Source organism: Parafrankia sp. EAN1pec, from assembly GCF_000018005.1.
Lineage (GTDB): Bacteria > Actinomycetota > Actinomycetes > Frankiales > Frankiaceae > Parafrankia > Parafrankia soli.
Genome location: NC_009921.1, coordinates 2,163,532 through 2,180,743 on the forward strand (window position 1 = coordinate 2,163,532; position 17,212 = coordinate 2,180,743).

17 protein-coding genes are annotated in these 17,212 nt (G+C 71.5%); 12 read left to right on the forward strand and 5 right to left on the reverse strand.

The features are described 5' to 3' along the window. The first annotated feature begins 218 nt into the window (after positions 1–218). From coxB to FRANEAN1_RS08845, 3 genes are read left to right on the forward strand one after another with little or no spacing between them, the layout of a single operon-like run. The gene (coxB, locus tag FRANEAN1_RS08835) at positions 219–1,142 is read left to right on the forward strand and encodes a cytochrome c oxidase subunit II (RefSeq protein ID WP_041253888.1); all 924 of its coding nucleotides are present in this window, start codon (positions 219–221) and stop codon (positions 1,140–1,142) included. Next, complete coding sequence (gene ctaD, locus FRANEAN1_RS08840; RefSeq protein WP_020459409.1) at positions 1,139–2,845, forward strand: cytochrome c oxidase subunit I; 1,707 nt, start codon at positions 1,139–1,141, stop codon at positions 2,843–2,845. Before coxB ends, ctaD begins: the two co-directional genes overlap by 4 nt. Beyond that, the gene (locus FRANEAN1_RS08845; protein WP_020459410.1) at positions 2,842–3,243 is read left to right on the forward strand and encodes a cytochrome c oxidase subunit 4; all 402 of its coding nucleotides are present in this window, start codon (positions 2,842–2,844) and stop codon (positions 3,241–3,243) included. Before ctaD ends, FRANEAN1_RS08845 begins: the two co-directional genes overlap by 4 nt. Before the next feature lie 146 nt (positions 3,244–3,389). Here FRANEAN1_RS08845 and trpD read toward each other — a convergent pair whose 3' ends face one another. Together trpD and FRANEAN1_RS08855 are read right to left on the reverse strand one after the other, a co-directional pair. Further along, positions 3,390–4,658 carry an anthranilate phosphoribosyltransferase gene (gene trpD, locus FRANEAN1_RS08850; RefSeq protein WP_041253890.1) on the reverse strand — a complete coding sequence of 423 codons (1,269 nt, stop codon included), beginning with the start codon at positions 4,656–4,658 and terminating at the stop codon, positions 3,390–3,392. 111 nt (positions 4,659–4,769) lie between these two features. Next, positions 4,770–5,195 (reverse strand): chemotaxis protein CheY, encoded by a 426-nt coding sequence (locus FRANEAN1_RS08855; RefSeq protein WP_041255681.1) that lies wholly within the window; start codon positions 5,193–5,195, stop codon positions 4,770–4,772. 430 nt (positions 5,196–5,625) lie between these two features. On the opposite strand from FRANEAN1_RS08855, the gene FRANEAN1_RS08860 reads away from it, so the two are divergent. From FRANEAN1_RS08860 to FRANEAN1_RS08895, 8 genes are all read left to right on the forward strand, one after another. Then, positions 5,626–6,051, forward strand: coding sequence for a transcriptional repressor (locus FRANEAN1_RS08860; protein ID WP_020459413.1), 426 nt, complete (start codon positions 5,626–5,628; stop codon positions 6,049–6,051). Positions 6,052–6,084: 33 nt separating this feature from the next. After that, positions 6,085–6,525 (forward strand): rubrerythrin family protein, encoded by a 441-nt coding sequence (locus tag FRANEAN1_RS08865; RefSeq protein ID WP_020459414.1) that lies wholly within the window; start codon positions 6,085–6,087, stop codon positions 6,523–6,525. A 178-nt stretch (positions 6,526–6,703) separates the two neighbouring features. Beyond that, the gene (locus FRANEAN1_RS08870) at positions 6,704–7,300 is read left to right on the forward strand and encodes a DUF3501 family protein (RefSeq protein ID WP_041255682.1); all 597 of its coding nucleotides are present in this window, start codon (positions 6,704–6,706) and stop codon (positions 7,298–7,300) included. Positions 7,301–7,402: 102 nt separating this feature from the next. Further along, positions 7,403–7,801 carry an SseB family protein gene (locus tag FRANEAN1_RS08875; protein WP_041253891.1) on the forward strand — a complete coding sequence of 133 codons (399 nt, stop codon included), beginning with the start codon at positions 7,403–7,405 and terminating at the stop codon, positions 7,799–7,801. A 247-nt stretch (positions 7,802–8,048) separates the two neighbouring features. Then, the gene (locus FRANEAN1_RS08880; RefSeq protein ID WP_020459416.1) at positions 8,049–8,687 is read left to right on the forward strand and encodes a heme-copper oxidase subunit III; all 639 of its coding nucleotides are present in this window, start codon (positions 8,049–8,051) and stop codon (positions 8,685–8,687) included. Continuing rightward, positions 8,684–9,577 carry a c-type cytochrome gene (locus FRANEAN1_RS08885; protein ID WP_157472471.1) on the forward strand — a complete coding sequence of 298 codons (894 nt, stop codon included), beginning with the start codon at positions 8,684–8,686 and terminating at the stop codon, positions 9,575–9,577. Before FRANEAN1_RS08880 ends, FRANEAN1_RS08885 begins: the two co-directional genes overlap by 4 nt. Next, a complete protein-coding gene (locus FRANEAN1_RS08890) occupies positions 9,574–10,899 on the forward strand; it encodes a Rieske 2Fe-2S domain-containing protein (protein ID WP_020459418.1) in 1,326 nt (441 codons plus the stop codon). The genes FRANEAN1_RS08885 and FRANEAN1_RS08890 overlap by 4 nt, the downstream gene beginning before the upstream one ends. Further along, positions 10,896–12,536 (forward strand): ubiquinol-cytochrome c reductase cytochrome b subunit, encoded by a 1,641-nt coding sequence (locus FRANEAN1_RS08895; RefSeq protein ID WP_020459419.1) that lies wholly within the window; start codon positions 10,896–10,898, stop codon positions 12,534–12,536. Before FRANEAN1_RS08890 ends, FRANEAN1_RS08895 begins: the two co-directional genes overlap by 4 nt. A gap of 105 nt (positions 12,537–12,641) precedes the next feature. On the opposite strand, the gene FRANEAN1_RS08900 is transcribed toward FRANEAN1_RS08895, so the two are convergent. Continuing rightward, a complete protein-coding gene (locus FRANEAN1_RS08900; RefSeq protein WP_020459420.1) occupies positions 12,642–14,453 on the reverse strand; it encodes a DEDD exonuclease domain-containing protein in 1,812 nt (603 codons plus the stop codon). Positions 14,454–14,508: 55 nt separating this feature from the next. Then, the gene (locus tag FRANEAN1_RS08905; RefSeq protein WP_041253893.1) at positions 14,509–15,000 is read right to left on the reverse strand and encodes a VOC family protein; all 492 of its coding nucleotides are present in this window, start codon (positions 14,998–15,000) and stop codon (positions 14,509–14,511) included. A gap of 234 nt (positions 15,001–15,234) precedes the next feature. On the opposite strand from FRANEAN1_RS08905, the gene FRANEAN1_RS08910 reads away from it, so the two are divergent. Further along, positions 15,235–15,645, forward strand: a complete 411-nt coding sequence (locus FRANEAN1_RS08910) for an HIT family protein (protein ID WP_020459422.1) — start codon at positions 15,235–15,237, stop codon at positions 15,643–15,645. Between the two features lie 133 nt (positions 15,646–15,778). Here FRANEAN1_RS08910 and FRANEAN1_RS08915 read toward each other — a convergent pair whose 3' ends face one another. Beyond that, positions 15,779–17,119 (reverse strand): DUF4352 domain-containing protein, encoded by a 1,341-nt coding sequence (locus tag FRANEAN1_RS08915; RefSeq protein ID WP_020459423.1) that lies wholly within the window; start codon positions 17,117–17,119, stop codon positions 15,779–15,781. Positions 17,120–17,212: the final 93 nt, after the last annotated feature.

A 17,212-nucleotide genomic window follows, 5' to 3' on the forward strand; every position in this document is an offset into this window, starting at 1 on the left:
CACAGCTCCGGACGGGGCCTGCGGCGAGAAGCTCGTCCGCTGCTGGGATACGCTGCTGCCGCACCATCTACAGCGTGTCGAAGACAGTCGGAAGACGAAGCAGCGAGGCCGGTTGGACCGGCCGGCCCGCGAAGCGTTTACGCGGTCACGCGAGGCGGTGGCGGGGCTCAGATCCGTCCGCCAGCCGCGCGGCCGCTAGTCGTGGGAGGCAGGACCTGGTGAGGAGATCCTTCGGTCGGACCCGGCCGTCGCTCGCGGATGTCGAGGACACGCCGATGGCCCCGGCTGACACCGCGGACGCGGACGCGGACGCGTCGCCGAGCCGTCGGGTTGGGCACCGACGGCCGCGCCGGCGCCGCGTCAATGCGCGCCTGGGCGCCACGCTGGTGGCCGTCGGCCTGCTGGCGACCGCCTGCGACGTCCCCAATTTCGGATTCCCGGACGGTGTGACCAACCACACCCCGCGGATCCTGAACATGTGGCAGGGCTCGGTGATCGCCGCCCTGGCCGTCGGTGTGTTCGTGTGGGCCCTGATCTTCTACGCGGTCGTCGTGTTCCGGAAGCGCAGTGACGTTCTGCCGCGCCAGGTCCGGTACAACCTTCCCGTCGAGATCCTTTACACCGTCGTGCCAGTCGTGATCGTGGCGGGCCTGTTCTACTACACCGCTCGTGACGAGTCCGAGATCACCAAGCTCTCGGACAAGCCCGACGTGACGGTGAACGTCATCGGTTTCCGGTGGAACTGGCAGTTCCAGTACCTGGACACCGGCAAGACCCCCGGCAGCAACCAGGTCGAGGTCACCGGTCGTCCCGGCGAGGCGCCGGTGCTCGTGCTGCCCGAGGGCCGGTCCGTCCGGTTCGTGCTGACGTCACCGGACGTGATCCACTCGTTCTGGGTGCCCGAGTTCCTGTTCAAGCGGGACGTCGTCCCCGGGCGGGTCAACCAGTTCGAGCTCACCGCCACGAAGACCGGGACGTTCGTCGGGCGATGCGCCGAGCTGTGCGGCACCGACCACGACCGGATGACGTTCTACGTCAAGGTCGTGCCGGGCGCCGAGTACGACCGCTTCATCGAGGAACGGGAGAGCGCCGCGATCAGCGCGTCGCCGTCCTCCGGCGTCACCACCGGGAGTGTCCAGTGACCCTTCTGCACGAGTCGCCCGCCGGGCCGGCCGGGCACGCCCATGAGCCGGTGAACCACGAGAAGCCGGCGATCGCGAACCTGCTCGGATACCTGAGGACGACGTCCCACAAGGACATCGCGATCATGTACTTCCTGACGTCATTCGCGTTCTTCGTCATCGCCGGCATCCTCGCGATCTTCATCCGTGGCGAGCTGGCCCGCCCGGGGCTGCAGTACTTCTCCAACGACCAGTACAACCAGTTCTTCACCATGCACGGCACGCTGATGCTGCTGATGTTCGCGACGCCGCTGGCGTTCGCGTTCGCCAACTACCTCGTGCCGCTGCAGATCGGCTCGCCGGACGTCGCGTTCCCGCGGCTGAACGCGCTGTCGTACTGGCTGTTCCTGTTCGGCAGCCTCACCGTGTTCGCCGGGTTCCTGAGCCCGGGGGGTGCGGCCTCGTTCGGCTGGTTCGCCTACGCGCCGCTGAGCAACCAGCTCTACTCGCCCGGGGTCGGTTCCGACCTGTGGGTGCTCGGCCTGACGGTGCAGGGGCTCGGCACGATCCTCGGTGCCGTCAACTTCATCACCACGATCCTGTGCCTGCGCGCCCCCGGCATGACGATGTTCCGGATGCCGATCTTCTGCTGGAACCTGCTGGTCACCTCGATCCTGGTGCTGGTGGCGTTCCCGGTGCTGGCCGCCGCCCTGCTCGCGCTCGCGGCGGACCGAAGGTTCGGGGCCCACATCTTCGACGCCGAGAACGGCGGCGCGATGCTGTGGCAGCACCTGTTCTGGTTCTTCGGGCATCCCGAGGTCTACATCATCGCGCTGCCGTTCTTCGGGATCGTCACCGAGATCATCCCGGTGTTCTCCCGCAAGCCGCTGTTCGGCTACAAGGGCCTGGTGTTCGCCACCATCAGCATCGGGGCCCTGTCCGTCGCGGTGTGGGCGCACCACATGTTCGTCACCGGCGCGGTGCTGCTGCCCTTCTTCGCCTTCCTGTCGTTCCTGATCGCGGTGCCCACCGGCATCAAGTTCTTCAACTGGATCGGCACGATGTGGCGCGGGCAGATCAGCTTCGAGGCGCCGATGCTGTTCGCGGTCGGCTTCCTGGTGACGTTCCTGTTCGGTGGTCTCACCGGTGTGCTGCTGGCCAGCCCGCCGATCGACTTCCATGTCAGTGACAGCTACTTCGTGGTCGGACACTTCCACTACGTCGTCGCCGGCCTCATGTTCGCGGCCTTCGCGGGTGTCTACTTCTGGTTCCCGAAGGTCACGGGCCGGATGCTGAACGAGAAGCTGGCGAAGCTGCACTTCTGGACGCTGTTCCTGGGCTTCAACGCCACCTTCCTGGTGTTCCACTGGCTGGGCACCCAGGGCATGCCCCGGCGGTTCGCGGACTACGGCCCGAACGACGGCTTCACCACCCTGAACACGGTCGCGACGGCGGGCTCGTTCCTGATGGGCCTGTCCACGCTGCCGCTGCTGTACAACCTGTGGTACTCGTACCGCAAGGGCCCGATCGCCGCGGTCGACGACCCGTGGGGCTACTCCAACTCGCTGGAGTGGGCGACGTCCTGCCCGCCGCCCCGGCACAACTTCCGGTCGCTGCCGCGCATCCGCTCCGAGCGACCCGCGTTTGACCTGCACTACCCGGCGGTCGTCGGTAGGGCGGATTACCACGCCACACCGGAACTCGGTCAGGGAGCCGCGCGATGAAGGTAGAAGGCTTCATCTTCAACTTCTTCGGCTTCTTCGCCGGAGCGATGGCCCTGGTCTACTGGTTCTGGGCGAAGGACCCGACCGGGACGGCGGCGCTCACCCTGTGCGCGGGCATGGGCTTCCTCGTCGGCGGCTATCTGGTCTTCACCGGCCGGCGGATCGGCATGCGCCCGCAGGACCTGCCGGACGCGGAGGTCGCCGACGGTGTCGGGGAGCTCGGGCACTTCACCCCGGGCAGCTACTACCCGTTCTTTCTCGCGGCGAGTGCCGCGGTGGCCGCGATGGGGCTGGCCTTCGGTATCTGGATGACCATCCTCGGCGCGGTCCTGACGTTCACCTTCGCCGTGTGCCTGGTGATGGAGAACTTCTGGAACCCGCCGATTCCCGAGGACTGATCGGCACCACCGGTCCGCGCCGCCAACCGGCGGCGCGGACGCGTCAGGGGCCGCGGTTCCAGGCCATCACCTGGAATCGCGGCCCCTGAGTCGTTTTCGGGCGGGGTGGGGACGACCCTGACGGCGGCCCGCTCAGACGGGGCCGCTCAGCCCCGGGCCGTCGCCGCGAGCTGGCTGGCCTCGGCCCAGCGGCTCAGCGCGGCCGCGGCGGCACCGGAGTCGACGGCCTCGGTGGCGCGCCCGAGCTGGGCCGCTATCTGCTCGGCCACCGGGGCGTCGGTGGGGCCGTCCACCGCGACCAGGGTCGCGGCCGCGGCGAGCAGCACCGCGTCGCGGACCGGCCCGGTCTCCCCGCGCAGCATGGCCCGGGCCACGGAAGCGTTGTAGGCGGCGTCCGCGCCCCGCAGCGCGGTCGTGTCCGGCCGGGCGAGGCCGAGGTCGCGAGGGTCGAAGTGCTCCGAACGAACCCGGGAGCGGCGCACCGCCGCGGCCTCCGACGCGCTCCCGGCCACGGAGCCGGCCGTGGAACCCGGCGTGCGGCTGGACGTGGGGTCGGGCGCCTGGACGACCCACACGGTCGACGTGGTGGCCGTGGTGAGTTCGTCCAGTCCGTCGTCGCCGCGGAAGACGAGGCCCCGGGTTCCCCGCTCGGCGAGCACGTCGGCGACGACCGGGGCCAGCCGCGCGTCGGCCACGCCGATCGTCTGGGCGCCCGGCCGCGCCGGGTTCGCCAGCGGGCCGAGGATGTTGAACGCGGTCTGCACCCCCAGCTCCTTGCGGGTGGCGCCGACGTGCCGCATCGCCGGGTGGAAGACCGGGGCGAAGCAGAAGGCGATCCCCGCGGCGGCCAGGCACGCTTCCACCCCGGCCGGCGGCAGGTCGATGACAACGCCGAGCTCGGCCAGCACGTCGGCCGACCCACTCGCCGACGACGCCGCGCGGTTACCGTGCTTGACCACGGTGACCCCGGCGCCGGCCGCCACGATCGCGGCCATGGTCGACAGGTTCACGGTGTTCGAGCGGTCGCCGCCGGTTCCGCAGGTGTCGACTGCGGCGGCGCGCAGCTCCTCGCTGAGGGTGAGCGGCTCGGCGAAGCCGAGCATCGTGCGGACCAGCCCGCCGATCTCCTGGGCGGTCTCACCCTTGGCCCGCAGCGCCACCACGAAGCCGGCGATCTGGGACGGCGTCGCCAGCCCGCCCATGATCTGCTCCATGGCCCACGCCGTCCGGTCGGCGGCCAGCGCCTGCCCGGCGATCAGGTCGGTGATCAGATCCGGCCAGCTCTCGGCGGTGGCCCGGGCCCCCCCGGCAGCGGTGACGCCCGGGGAGGGGGACTCGGCCGGGGAAGAGGCGGCCGTCGGGAGGGGGGAGGCCGCGGCCGTCGTCGCCCGCGGCTCCGAGGCGGTGCTCGTCATGTCGTGTCCGTCTGCAGTCGTTGTTCGCATGGGTCCGGTGGCCGGGCACGACCGCGTCGTCGCGCCGGCCGGGTGGTTCTGTGTGGCCTGGTGGATCGGTGCTGCCGGGCGTCAGCGGTGCCGGGCGTTGACCACCGGGCGCCGGACGGCGACTCCGCCGGCCCGCGCGCGCAGCAGCCCGACGGCCGCGTCGGTGAGCTCGCCCGGGTCGATCGGGTGGCCGACCACCGCGTCCGCCTGCGACCAGGTGGCCAGCCAGCGGTCGTCGCGCCGGGCGACGAGCAGCAGCATGGGCGGGCAGTCGGCGACCTCGTTCTTGAGCTGCCGGGCCAGCCCCATCCCGCCGGAGGGGGTGGCCTCGGCGTCGAGGATGCAGAGGTCCGCCTCGCTGTGGTCGATGGCGTCGATCAGTGTCTCCGCGTCGGAGACCTCGACAAGCTCGAGCTCGTCGAGGTCGGGTGCGGGACGGCGCCCGAGCGCGGCCAGGACGCGCTCTCGGACGTCGGCCTTGCTCGCGTACACGAGGACGGTGCTCATGGCGTCCACGGGCCTCTCGATGGGGCGACCGCCGTGGTCGGCGATCGGGAACGACTGCCGGTACCGGCACTGCGCGGGCACCGGTCCCCGCCGGGCGGCCCCGGGCGTCGCCGCGGAGGCCCGGCGCGTGGCGGCGGGTGTCGCACCGTCCCGGTATCCGTCCCGAAGGCTATCTGCTCGCCGCCCGCCAGGCGCGACGCCATCCGGCTTCACGGGACGCGACGGGCGGTGGGTACGGTCATGCCGTTCGGGGGCGGACGCCCGTGGGGTTTGCCATCGGGTGGTGATGCACATGATACTGAGACTCGTTCTCAATGTTTGTCCGAGCGCCAGTCCCGACGTTCGCCCGTTGCCGCGGACACACCGACACACGGCACCGGGACGCGGGACGAACGCCCCGGGCGGCGCCGACCGATGACGGACGTGATCGATGCCGGAGCGGACCGAACTACGTCTCACCCCCCAGCGCACCCGTGTGCTGGAGGTGCTGAAGGCCGCCGAGGACCATCCGACGGCGGCCGAGGTCTACGAGCGTGTGCGGCTCGCGGCCCCCGGGATCGGCAGCGCGACCGTCTACCGCGCCCTCGCGTTGCTCGTCGAGACCGGGCACGCCCTCGAGCTCAATCTCGGGGACGGCGCGGCCGCCAGGTACGACGCCAACACCAGCCGGCACGACCACGCCGTGTGCGAGCGGTGCGGCCGGGCCGCGGACATCGACCACCCCGTCCCGGACGGCATGGTGGCCGAGATCGCGCGCCGGTCCGGTTTCACGATCACCGGGTACGACCTGCAGTTCAGGGGCCTGTGCCCGGAGTGTCAGACCGCCGGCGAGGGCCATCGCCCGGGCCGACGGTAGGACCCGACACCCATCACGTAGGAGGAGTACCGCATGCCGAAGCTTGACGGCACCAAGACCCACGAGAACCTCAAGGAGGCGTTCGCCGGCGAGAGCCAGGCCAACCGTCGTTACCTGTACTTCGCCCGCCGTGCGGACATCGAGGGCCTGACCGACGCGGCCTCCCTGTTCCGCGACACCGCCGAGGGCGAGACCGGCCACGCGTTCGGGCACATGGACTTCCTCGCCGAGGTCGGCGACCCGGCGACGGGCGAGCCGGTCGGCAACACGTCGAAGAACCTCGCCAGCGCCGTGGCCGGCGAGACCTACGAGTTCACCGCGATGTACCCGGGCTTCGCGAAGACCGCCCGCGAGGAGGGCTTCGAGGAGATCGCCGACTGGTTCTCGACGCTGGCCCGCGCCGAGAAGACCCACGCCGGTCGCTTCAAGAAGGCCCTCGACGCGGTGGTCGCCGAGGAGACCGCCGACGCCTGAGCGGCGCGCGGAGCGGGCCCGGGGTCACCCCGGGCCCGCCACCCGGCCCTCTCGGGCCCCGGGCATCCGGCACCTCGGCAACACCCGAAAGACCGTTACACCCAGTACGTCCGGACGGCCGTCGAGGTCGATGCGTCCTCGCGACGGGGAAGGAGCCAGCACGATGGCGCTGCGCACGATGGCGTTCACCGCCGCCGACATCACCACCGACCACACGGCCTACTCCGCCCAGCGGGTCCAGGCCCGCTCGAGGATGCTCCCGATCCGCGCCGAGCGGCGCGTCCGGGTCGGCGACATCCTGCTCTTCGAGTTCGAGAACGCCGAGACGCTGCGCTACCAGGTGCAGGAGATGGTCTACACCGAGCGGCTCACCGCCCCCGGGGAGGTCGCCCACGAGGTCGAGGCCTACTCGCGGCTGCTGCCGTCCAGCCACGCCCTGACCGCCACGATGTTCATCGAGCTCAACCAGGTCGAGGCCGTGCGCGACGAGCTGGCCCGTCTCTCCGGCGTCCAGCGCCGGGTGGCGCTGGAGATCGGCGGGGTAACCGTGCCCGCCGTCGAGATCCCGGGCGTGGACGAGGACCCCGATCAGCCCAGCGAGACGGTGTCGGTCCACATGCTCCGGTTCCCGCTCACCGACGGCACCAGGGATGCGTTCCGCGACCCGGAGGTCACCGCGGAGCTGGTGGTCGATCATCCCGCCTACAGCGACGCGACCCCCATCGTCGGTGCCGTCCGCCGGAGCCTGATCGCGGATCTCGCGCTGCCGAGCTGACGGCCGCGGCCGCCGATCTCGGGCCGGAGCCGGGTACACGCGGCCGGAGCCGGGTATGCGAGGCCACAGAAGGCACGACTCCCGGATCGACAGGAGCCCGCTGTGACCGACGACGCCAACGACGGGACGACCCGGGCGGGCAACGCCCTGCACCGGCTCGCGCTTGACCACGACGACTCGGCCGCCCTGGGTGCCCTGGCCACCTCCGACGTCCTCGTTCCGGACGTCAGCGACCCGGCCAGGGACAACGGCGATGCCCGCGTGGTGCGGCTGCCCGTCGCCGAGCAGCCCGACGGCCAGCAGTTCGTCCCCACCTTCACCTCGGAGCGGCGCCTCGTCGACGCGCTGCCGAGCGTCGGGCGCTACCGCCGGGTGCCACTGGCCGCGCTGCTGCGGACGTGGCCCGCCGGTGATCTCATGCTTGCCGTCGACCCCGGAACGGAGGAGGGGATCACCCTCCCCGCGGAGGGTGTCCGGGCGCTCGCCGCCCTCGCGGACTGAGCCGTCCGGGCCACCCTCGGCGCGCCGCCCCGCCCCGGGTGAGGGACACAACAACGGGCGGGTTCCCGGGTTGCCACCGGACGTGGCCGGCGTCTCGGCAGGTACCAGAACCTGCGTATTAGCAGGAGCTTCGACGCTGAGGAGCAAAATTTCCGGCCGCGCCGGGCCGCGATCCGGGCGTCGTCGACGCCGTGTAGTCCTACCGATTGTCGAACCTACGGTGGCGCGTGTGGCGTCACATGCCAGAATGACCGTCGTGGCCTCAGCCCCTGTCCTCGAGAAGGCTCCTCCAGCGCACCCGGCGGCCAACCGTCCCTCGATGGTCTCGGTCGGCACAGTGGTGTGGCTGTCGTCGGAGCTGATGTTCTTCGCGGCCCTGTTCGCGATGTACTACACGATCCGCTCGGTCAACAGCGGCAACTGGCCGCCGGTCACCGGCGACCCGGCCGGGTCCGAGATCGGGCCCGTGCACCTGCACGTCGCCTATGCGCTGTTCTTCACGGTGATCCTGGTCCTATCCAGTGTGACCTGCCAGCTCGGGGTCTTCGCCGCCGAGCGCGGCGACGTCATCGGCCTGCGCCGCTGGTACCTGATCTCGCTGCTGATGGGGATCGTCTTCGTCGGCGGCCAGGCCTGGGAGTACTTCAAGGAGAACGAGTTCACCCTGGCGTCGCACGGCTACGGGTCGGTGTACTACCTGACCACCGGCTTCCACGGGTTGCATGTGATCGGTGGGCTGGTCGCCTTCGTTCTGGTGCTGGCCAGGTCGACCTACGGGCGGTTCACGCCTGAGAAGGCGACGTCAGCGATCGTCGTGTCGTACTACTGGCACTTCGTCGACGTCGTCTGGATCGCCCTGTTCGCCACCATCTACCTCCTCCAGTGAGCGACATGACCACATCCAAGGCATCCGGAGCCGCGGCGTCCCCGACCTCGTCCGCGGGCGAGGCCGGCAGACCCCGGCTCATCTCGGTGAGGAACGCCGGGCGATCCCGGTCGACCTCCGCGCGCCGCCGACGGCGGTCGTCGTCCATCGTTCTTCTCCTCGGCCTGCTGGCGACGGGGGTGATGTGGACGGTGCTCGCTCCAGGCGGCAACGCGACGGAGACGCCGGACGCCAACGAGGCCGTGCGCCAGGGCCGCGCCCTGTTCCTGCAGGGTTGCGCGACCTGCCACGGGCTGAACGCCCAGGGCTCGACCGAGGGCCCGAGCCTGATCGGCGTCGGCGCGGCCGCGGTGGACTTCCAGATGTCCACCGGCCGCATGCCGCTCGCCGCGCCGGCGGCCCAGGCCGACCGCAAGCCCCCGTCGTACTCGGAGACCCAGATCGACCAGATCGCGGCCTACGTCCAGACCCTGGGCGGCGGTACGCAGGTGCCCGAGCTGACGGACGCGGATCTCAACGACGCCGACCTCGCCGAGGGCGGTGAGCTCTTCCTCGCGAACTGCGCCCAGTGCCACCAGGCCGCCGGCGCCGGCGCCCCGCTCACCTACGGCAAGTTCGCGCCGTCGCTGAGCCAGGCCACGCCCGAACAGGTCGTCGAGGCGATGCGGACCGGCCCGGAGTCGATGCCGGTGTTCGGTCCCGGTCAGATCAACGATGACGAGGCCGTCGCGGTCGCCGCGTACGTCCGTCACCTCCAGGACACCCCGTCACCCGGCGGTTCCTCGATCGGTAAGTACGGGCCGGTCCCGGAGGGCCTGGTCGCGTGGGTGATAGGCATCGGCGCGCTGCTCGGCGTCTGCCTCTGGATCGGAGCGAGGCAGAAGCTGTGAGCGCCAACCAGGGCCCGACCGGGCCGGAGTCCGCAGACGGCGGCGAGCTGCCGCCGGACTCGCCGCAGCGGCGCATGCACTACGCCGGCTATCAGGGAGAGCCGGCCGACAAATCAGACCAGGACTCGATGAGCAGCATCTTCAAGCGAACCAAGCACCCGGTCGACACGGCCGGGCACGCCAAGGACGCCGGCGACCCCCGGGCCGGCGGCCCCGACGTCCCCGACGCGGGGCATGACGGGCCCGAGGTGCTCGGCACCCCCCCGCACCAGACCGACTCCTCCCGTATCCCGGAGACGACGGTCATGCGCTCGGGCGGGACGTCGACCCTGACCGCACAGGGCGAGGGCGGCGGCGCCGGCGGGGGAGTCACCCCCCGGGCCCCGCACTCCGCCGAGTACGACCGGCGGGCCTCCCGGCGCGCCGAGCGGCTCATCGCCTTCTGGTTCACGATCTCGGTCGTCGGCACGGTGGGCTTCATCGTCACCAACTTCGTCGGCGACAAGCACAAGCAGTACTACACCCCGGCGATGGGCAGCGCCCTCGGCCTGGCCGTCGGCGGACTCGGCATCGGCATGATCCTCTGGGCCAAGCGCCTGATGCCGCACGAGCAGGCGGTGCAGGAGCGTCACGAGTTCACCTCCTCGCAGGAGGAGATCGCCGTCACCGAGGAGGAGGTCGCCCTCGGCTTCGCCGACACCGGCCTCGCCAAGTACCCGCTGCTGCGGCGCAGCCTCCTCGGCGCCGGAACGGTCCTCGGTGGCCTGCTCGTGGTCCCGCTGCTCAACCTGACCAACAGCAAGCCGGGCAAGAAGCTCGACCACACCCACTGGGTCAAGGGCGCTCGGCTGGTCAACCTGCAGGGCCGGTACGTCAAGCTCGGTGACGTCGCGATCGGCGGCATCGAGACGGTGCTGCCGGCGGTTCCGGTGAAGGAGTCCGACGGCAGCATCTCCTACGAGCCCAAGCTGGACGTCCACAGCAAGGCCGACAGCACCACGATCCTCATCCGGCTCGAGCCCGGCATCAACAAGCCGCGCGAGGGCCGCGAGAACTGGGCCGTGGACGGCCACGTCGCCTACTCGAAGATCTGCACGCACGCCGGCTGCCCGGTCAGCCTGTACGAGCAGCAGACGCACCACCTGCTCTGCCCCTGCCACCAGTCGGTGTTCGACGTTCCCGACGGGTGCCGGGCGATCTTCGGGCCGGCCAGCCGCTCGCTGCCGCAGCTCGCCATCGCGGTGGATGACGAGGGCTACTTCATCGCCCGTGACGGGGACTACACCGAGCCCGTCGGCGCCGCGTTCTGGGAGCGCTCATGACCGCCGAACCCGCCTCCGTGACCACTCCGAAGTTCCAGAAGCGGCCGACGCCGGCGCGCAAGGCCAACCGGGCCATCGACGAACGGTTCGGGACGCAGGCGGCCATCCGCCGCAACCTGAACAAGGTCTTCCCGGACCACTGGTCGTTCATGATCGGTGAGATCGCGCTCTACAGCTTCGTCATCCTGCTGCTGACCGGGATCTACCTGACGCTGTTCTTCGACCCGTCGAACGTCGAGATCATCTACAACGGCTCGTACGTGCCGCTCAAGGGCGTCGAGATGAGCCGGGCCTACGCGTCGACGCTGGACATCAGCTTCGACACCCGGGCCGGCCTGGTGTTCCGCCAGATCCACCACTGGGCGGCGCTGATCTTCGCCGCCTCCATCGTGGTGCACCTGCTGCGGGTGTTCTTCACCGGTGCCTACCGCAAGCCCCGCGAGGTCAACTGGCTGATCGGCGTCGGCCTGCTGATGCTGGCCCTGGTCGAGGGCTTCGCCGGCTACTCGCTGCCGGACGACCTGCTCTCCGGCACCGGTCTGCGGATCGCGGCGTCGATCGCCCAGTCCATCCCGATCATCGGGACGTGGGCGTCGTTCCTGGTGTTCAACGGCGAGTTCCCGGGTGAGAACTTCATCCCGCGGCTCTATGTCGTGCACATCCTGCTCGTGCCGGGCGTGCTGCTCGCGCTGATCGGCGCCCACCTGGGCATCCTGTGGCACCAGAAGCACACCGACTTCCCCGGCCCGGGCAAGACCGAGCACAACGTGGTCGGCCACCGGGTGTTCCCGGTGTTCGCGGTGAAGTCCGGCGGCTTCTTCATGCTGACTTTCGCGGTGCTCGCGCTGCTGGGCGGCCTCGCCCAGATCAACCCGATCTGGACGTTCGGCCCCTACGACCCGGCCAAGGTCAGCTCGGCGTCCCAGCCCGACTGGTACATCGGCTTCCTGGACGGCTCCACCCGGCTCATGCCGCCGTGGGAGTTCCGCGGGTGGGGTCACACGATCCCGCCGCTGCTGTGGCCGACGGCGGTCCTGCCGGGCGTCCTGTTCACGCTGCTGGCGGTCTACCCGTTCCTGGAGGCGAAGTTCACCGGGGACAAGGCGTCGCACAACCTGCTGCAGCGCCCGCGGGAGGCACCGACCCGCACGGCGCTCGGCGCGATGAGCATCAGCTTCTACCTGGTGCTGTGGATCTCCGGTGGCAACGACATCATCGCCCACACGTTCAGCATCTCGCTGAACGCGATGACCTGGGCGGGCCGGATCGGGCTGATCGTCGTGCCGCCGATCGCCTACGTGGTCACCAAGAAGCTCTGCATCCACCTCAACGAGCGGGACGCGGAGATCGCCGCGCACGGCATCGAGACGGGCATCATCCGCCAGCTGCCCAACGGCGAGTTCGTCGAGGACCATCGGCCCAAGCCGCCGGCGGTGCCCGACTACCCGGTCGTGCCGAACGACCGGTTCGCGCTCACGGCCGGTGACGGCCACGGCAACGGGACCGGCCAGCACGGCACGGGCCTGGCACGCCGGGCCGGCAAGGCCGTCGGCGGGTTCTTCACCGAGGAGTCGGAGAAGCCGGCGGACGGCGAGGGCGCAGACTCGGCGGTGGGCGGCGGTCAGACCAAGCACTGAGGTAAGCCACCAGGCTCGACCCGGAGGCACACTCGAGAACAGGCACGCTGAAGCACCGAGGGGCCGTTCCCGTCATCGACGGGGGCGGCCCCTAGCGCTGCGCCCCTAGCGTTTCCGCGGCTCGCGGCCGCTCCGGGGGTTGCTGGGCGCGCGCCCGCGTCGGGTGTCGGTGGGGGAGTCGAACCCGCGGTCGAACCCGCCGTCCAAACCGCCGTCGAAGCGGACGTCGAACCGCCGCGCCGCGCGGATCGCGCCGTGCGCCGGCCAGCTCCACTCGCCGTCCAGCCGGACCAGGCGCACGCCGGGCCCGGCCAGCCACCGCCCGATCCGTTCCGTCTCCTCGACCGAGGCGCACGGGGTGGGGCCGGGCAGTGGTCGGACGGTCTCCGCGCTGGCGACCACGGCGTCGACCCAGGGCCTCGGGTCGGTGCCGCGCGGCACCGACGCCGCGGACACCAGCCGGCCACGGCGGACGACGGCGAGATCCCACCCGGCGTCGGCGGTCGGCGCGGCGGCGACCAACTCGTCGATGCAGGTCAGCGCCGTCAGCCGCTGCATGCGCGCGACGGCCCGCACGTAGGCCGCGAGCCGGTCGCGGACCCCGGCGGCCTCCTCATAGCGCTGGTCGGCGGACAGCCGCGCGATGCGCCGCTCCAGCACGTCCACGACGGGACGCGGATCGGCGGTCATCGCGCCGCGCGCCGTGGCGACGTGTTGGCCGTACTCGGCGACCCCCTCCCGGCCGTCGCACGGCGCGCCGCAGCGCCCCAGCTCGGCCAGCGCGCACGCGGCCGTCGGACGGCGCGGCGAGAGCCGGGTCGAGCACTGGCGCAGCGGGATCGCCTCCAGCAGCGCCGTGGCCGCCGACTCGGCCGCCGCCGCGCTGCCGAACGGCCCCAGCGACGTCACACCGTCGCCGACGGAGCGGACCCGGGAGAGCCGGGGGAACGGCTCGTCGGTGAGCCGCAGGTAGACGGCCCGCTCGGGGAACCGGGAGCGGCGGTTGTACGGCGGTTTGTACTCGGCGATCAGCCGCAGCTCGCGCACCTCCGCCTCGAGCGCGTGCGCGCACTCGATCGCGTCGACCCGCTCGGCGATCGCGACCATCTCCGCCATCCGGGTGCGGGGCTCGCTGGCCGTGAAGTAGGTACGCACCCGGGAGCGGACCGACCGGGACGTGCCGACGTACAGCGGGCGCCCCGTGCCGTCGCGGAACACGTAGACCCCCGGGCCGGTGGGCAGGTCGTCGGCGAGGTGCCGCTTGCGCCGCTGGGCGGGGGAGACCCGCGCGCTGTACTCGTGCAGATCCTCGATCGTGGTGACACCCAGGTTGCCCAGCCGCTCGAACAGCCCGTGCAGGACGTCGACCGTCGCGCGGGCATCGGCCAGCGCCCGGTGGTTCGGCTGGGTCGCGCTACCGAAGAGGGCCGCCAGGGAGGACAGGCGGCAGTCGCGGGTCTCGTCGCGGCTGATGACGCGGCGCGCGATCCGCACCGTGTCGAGATGTTCCCAGGCCGGGGCCGGGTAGCCGCACGCCGTGGCGGCGGCGCGCAGGAAGCCGAGGTCGAACGGGGCGTTGTGAGCCACGAGCACCGCGCCCCGGGCGAACTCCAGGAACGTCGGCACGACCTCGCCGATGCCCGGGGCGGTGGCGACCATGGCGCCGGTGATGCCGGTGAGCACGGAGATGAAGGCCGGGATGGGGGCCGACGGCCGGACCAGGCTCGACATCTCACCGAGGATCTGGCCGCCCCGAACCCGCACGGCGCCGATCTCGGTGATCTCGCTCGTCGCCGGCGAGCCGCCGGTGGTCTCCAGGTCGACGACGACGAACGTCAGGTCCGACAGCGGCCGGCCGAGCTCTGCCAGGCTGGCCTGGCGCGGCACGCCGCCGGTCGGCGCAGGGACTGGGCACACGGCGACACCCTAGGCCGCGGGTACGACAGGATTCGTCCCCGGTCGGCCCGGCGGCTCAGGAGAACGGCCGGGCGAAGGCGGTCGGCCCGGCGTTCATCACGCGGAACTCGTTGCCCTCGGGGTCGCGCAGCACGAAACCGGTCTCCCCGTCGGCCTCGTACCGGGCGAGCTGGCGCGCGCCCAGCGACGACAGCCAGCCGATCACCCGCTCCGCGTCGACGGCGTACAGCTCCAGGTGCAGGCGGTTGCCGGCCTTGTCCGCGGTGTCCTGCTCCGGTTCCGGGCGGCGGCCGGCCCGGCGCGCCGCCCATCGTGGTGGTCGTTGCTCGCCTCGGGCGGCCCGCGGCTCGGGCCGCCGCCGGAGCAGGAGCTTGGGCCCGGCACCGGCGGGATGACGCAGGACGGCCGAGTCGCCGCCCTGCTCGGAGACCTCGTAACCGAGGGCGTTGGACCAGAAGCGGACCATCGTGTCCACATCGGTGCAGTCGACGCTGATACGGGCGACCCTGATGCCGTTCGTCTCAAACCACGCCACCCGGAGCATCATTCCGTATGGCCGGGTTTGTTGGCGCACCAGAGTGCTCCCGGCGTGTCCTCCTGGACCTCTTTGCGGGCTACGTTTCCCGTTAGTCGCTATTGCCCGCTATCGTATGGTTTCAAGTGTGATAATGGACGGCGTGGTCCGCCTGGCCGGCCGCGCTCACCAGAGGCTTCCCGGACCGACCGTGACCCCGGCGTCCGCGGGCGGGTGCCGCGCGGTCGATCTCGGTAGGGTCCGGCCATGGCCAGTGTCTTCACCCGGATCATCAACGGCGAGCTCCCGGGCCGCATCGTCTACTCGGACGAGTCGGCGGTCGCGTTCCTCTCCATCGCGCCCGTCCGCCCCGGGCACACGCTCATCGTGCCCCGCCTGGAGATCGATCACTGGATCGATCTGCCGGACGAGACGGTGCGCGCGGTGTGGAGTGCCGCGGCTGTCGTCGGGCGGGCCATAGACACGGTGTTCAAGCCACGGCGGGTCGCGGCGATGCTCGCCGGGATGGAGGTGCCGCACGCCCACATCCACCTTTTCCCGATCGACACGGAGTCGCAGATGAGCTTCGCGCTCGCCGACCACAACCCCGATCCGGCGATGATGGACGACGTCGCCGAGCGCCTGCGGGCGGCCCTGGCGGAGCCGCGCCGGGTCTAGATCCGGCCACGCCGGGTCCGGAGCGAGCCGCGCCGGTTGTGGCGGAGCCGAGTCGGGCTCTGCCACGGGTGCCGCCGAGGCCCCGTCCGTGCCCGTTCACCGGTGGAACGGGCACGGACGGGGCCCCCTGTCGTCAGAACTGGAACTTCGCCGGCTGCGTCGCGAACAGCGGCTCCCAGGACAGGATGTGGTGACCCGCCGGGGCGTCGATGACCACGTTGCCGCGCACCTTCTGACCGGCCTTCAGATCGAGGGTGAACAGCTTCGGCTCGACCGTGGTGAAGGAGCCGTCGTACCGGCTGCCGTCCGAGGTCTGGATGTAGAAGTCGTCCGGTGACGCGGTCGTCTCGCCGCGGACGGTCTCGACGGTCACGTTCAGGATGTAGTTGGCGCCCTGCACCGGCGGATCGGAGTAGTCGGCGGCCGGGCCGGTGGTGCTGCAGATGCTGTTCAGCGTCACCTTGGCCTCGAAGTCGCTGACCGACGAGCTCGCGGTGCCGACCACCGTGCCCGTCCCGCCCAGGGTCAGGGTGCCCGCGGGCGGCGCGCCCTGCGGCACGACCGGCGTGCATCCGGCGGGGCCGGCAGGCTGCTGCGGGGCCGTCGTCGTACCCGGGACGGCGGGTGCCGTCAGGGTGGGCACGGTGCCCGGGCCCAGGTTCGTGACCGCCGGCGGCGTGGCCGTCGGCTTCGAGTCGTCGCCGCCGGCCGCGAGGGCGATCACCACCCCGAGGACGATGACCGCGACGACGGCCACCGGAATGATGATCATCGCCGGGTTCCGGCGGGGCCGGGCCGGTGGCGGGCCGCCGGGCTGCTGCCAGTTGCCCTGCTGCTGGGGGAAGCCCTGCTGCTGGGGGAAGCCCTGCTGGTAGCCAGGCTGCTGGTACCCCTGCTGCTGGTAGTCGGCGGGCTGCTGGTAGCCAGGCTGCTGGTACCCCTGCTGCTGGTAGTCGGCGGGCTGCTGATACCCGGGCTGCTGGTACCCCTGCTGCTGGTAGTCAGCCGGCTGCTGGTAGCCCTGCTGGTACTGGCCCGGGGTGCCACCCTGCTGGTAGCCGGCGGGCTGCTGCCATCCGGTGCCGGGCTGGCCCGGCTGCCCCCAGGGCGTATCGGTGCCCTGCTGGGGCCACTGCTGCTGTCCCGCCCCGGGCCACGAACCGTCCGGGTTGGGCCCGCCGGCCGGTGGCGTGCCCCATCCGCCGCCTGCCCCGCCGCCCCCGGGCGTGGTGGACGGCCATCCGCCGCCTTCCTGGCCCGGCGCGCCGGTGCCCCACTGCGGCACGGGCGCCGGCGGCGGGGTGGTGGACGGCAGGCCGCCCTGGCCCGCGCCGGGAGCACCGGCCGCCGCGGGCGCTCCGCCCGCCTGGCCGCCGGCATCCGGTGGCTGTTGCCACGAGTTGTTGGGGGCCCTCCAGGTCTCCTGGTTCTCCGGACCGGGGGAGGGCTGGCCAGGAGGGGTCTGGTCGGTCAACGGGTGTCCTCTCGACGGCCATTGCCGTGTTTCTCTCGAAGCGGGGTATGTGCGGACGGACAGGGCGAGGCTACATAAGCCGGATATCACATG

What these genes read in the sequence shown, in the direction of transcription:
- FRANEAN1_RS08845 (WP_020459410.1), top strand. Translation starts at nt 2,842, where the DNA reads ATGAAGGTAGAAGGCTTCATCTTCAACTTCTTCGGCTTCTTCGCCGGA.
- trpD (WP_041253890.1), bottom strand. Translation starts at nt 4,658, where the DNA reads ATGACGAGCACCGCCTCGGAGCCGCGGGCGACGACGGCCGCGGCCTCC.
- FRANEAN1_RS08855 (WP_041255681.1), bottom strand. Translation starts at nt 5,195, where the DNA reads ATGAGCACCGTCCTCGTGTACGCGAGCAAGGCCGACGTCCGAGAGCGC.
- FRANEAN1_RS08860 (WP_020459413.1), top strand. Translation starts at nt 5,626, where the DNA reads ATGCCGGAGCGGACCGAACTACGTCTCACCCCCCAGCGCACCCGTGTG.
- FRANEAN1_RS08865 (WP_020459414.1), top strand. Translation starts at nt 6,085, where the DNA reads ATGCCGAAGCTTGACGGCACCAAGACCCACGAGAACCTCAAGGAGGCG.
- FRANEAN1_RS08870 (WP_041255682.1), top strand. Translation starts at nt 6,704, where the DNA reads ATGGCGTTCACCGCCGCCGACATCACCACCGACCACACGGCCTACTCC.
- FRANEAN1_RS08880 (WP_020459416.1), top strand. Translation starts at nt 8,049, where the DNA reads ATGACCGTCGTGGCCTCAGCCCCTGTCCTCGAGAAGGCTCCTCCAGCG.
- FRANEAN1_RS08895 (WP_020459419.1), top strand. Translation starts at nt 10,896, where the DNA reads ATGACCGCCGAACCCGCCTCCGTGACCACTCCGAAGTTCCAGAAGCGG.
- FRANEAN1_RS08905 (WP_041253893.1), bottom strand. Translation starts at nt 15,000, where the DNA reads ATGATGCTCCGGGTGGCGTGGTTTGAGACGAACGGCATCAGGGTCGCC.
- FRANEAN1_RS08910 (WP_020459422.1), top strand. Translation starts at nt 15,235, where the DNA reads ATGGCCAGTGTCTTCACCCGGATCATCAACGGCGAGCTCCCGGGCCGC.